This window comes from Streptomyces sp. SID14478 (assembly GCF_010548525.1).
In the GTDB taxonomy this organism is placed as follows: Bacteria; Actinomycetota; Actinomycetes; order Streptomycetales; family Streptomycetaceae; genus Streptomyces.
Window position 1 is genome coordinate 1 of record NZ_JAAGMG010000406.1, and the last position, 1356, is coordinate 1356.

1 protein-coding gene and 1 pseudogene are annotated in these 1356 nt (G+C 69.3%); both read right to left on the bottom strand.

Translation table 11 applies throughout. From position 1 onward, the window contains the following. Positions 1–100: 100 nt before the first annotated feature. Positions 101–664, bottom strand: coding sequence for a hypothetical protein (locus G3I40_RS13415; protein ID WP_164302391.1), 564 nt, complete (start codon positions 662–664; stop codon positions 101–103). Between the two features lie 281 nt (positions 665–945). Beyond that, a pseudogene (locus G3I40_RS13420) lies at positions 946–1356 on the bottom strand (hypothetical protein); the annotation flags it as partial.

Here is a 1356-nt window from a genome sequence, read left to right on the forward strand (position 1 = left end):
CGGGCGCGGCCGGCGGGGCGTGGACGCCGCGGCCGGACGGAGCCCCGGGCGAGGTGGCCGCCCGGGGCGTGAACTGCGCCTGGAATGCGGGTCGTTCGGCTCAGCTCGGGTCGGTGTACGTGATGTGCGAGACGAGGTCGCCGAAGTCGGAGAACCCGGTGGACTTGAAGGCGAAGGTCCGCCCTCCGGGGAACACGAAGTTCTGTGCCGCGGACACCGGCATGGCCTTCAGGTTGGGTGAGACCACGGCCTGCAGCCAGTTCTTGACCGCGCTGGTGATCCTGTTGATGTCGGTCCAGAAGTTCAGGAACGAGTCGACGGACGGGTTCTTCGAGCGGTCCTGCTTGGTGGTGGTGAGGGTCGCCGCGAGCCGGCCGTCCTGGCCGACGCCGAGCGTGTAGGTGTCGGCGACGGCCAGGTCCACGACGTTGCCGTCGGTCGACGTGGCCAGGCTCCTGACGTACAGGTACACGACCAGGTGCTGCACGACCTTGATGGTGTTCCCGCTGAACGTCACCGCGACGTCGTACGAGGGACGCAGTTCCATCTTGCCCAGGTCCCCGTCGAGTCCGGCATGGTCGACGGAGTCGGCGCCGTAGTGGAACGTCAGCACCGTGGGGCCGGTCGCGGGCATGGTGAAGCTCGGGGTCTGACCGGGTGTCATGCTCCACGCGTAGGCGGTCTCGGCCTTGGCCGCTGCACGATAGGCGCCGTGACGTTCTCCTGGAACTGGGTCGAGGAGGCCGAAAAGGCCGATTTCGACGGCGTGGTGGCCATCAATCGGAACACCTTCGCCAACTACTTCCGCCACCAGTTGGCAGCGTACGTGCCCAGCAACTGCTGTCTGCCCACGGTCCGGGTGACGTACGACGCCCGCCTTCCTGCCGCATTAATGGGGCAGGGTGAGCGGAATGCTGCGGGTGGGCCGGTTGGGAACGAGAAGGGTCAGCCTTTTCGGCCGTGCAGCGTCACCAGCCCGATTCCCGTCAACGCGCAGCACAGCAGGGAGAGTTCGGCTCCGGCGGGGGCCGGCTCCGTGCCCAGCGCCCAGTCCCCGAGCCGCACGGTGAACGGCACGGCCAGTTGGACGGCCGCCGTGAAGACCGGTCCGCACAGCAGGATCAGACGGTGCTGAACGAGGTAGGCGGGGGCGTACACGGCGCCGCCGAGGACCGCGATGCCGGCCCACTGGGCGGGGGAGGCCGCACGCGCCGTCACCGCGAGCGGCAGCATCATCAGCGTGGCCGCGCCGAGCAGCACAGGGAGCGCCACCGACGGGGCCACGTCGCCGAGCCGGCGCCGGTACAGGAACCCGTACACCGCGAACGCCAGCATGCCGGCGAGCGCGAGGCCGAG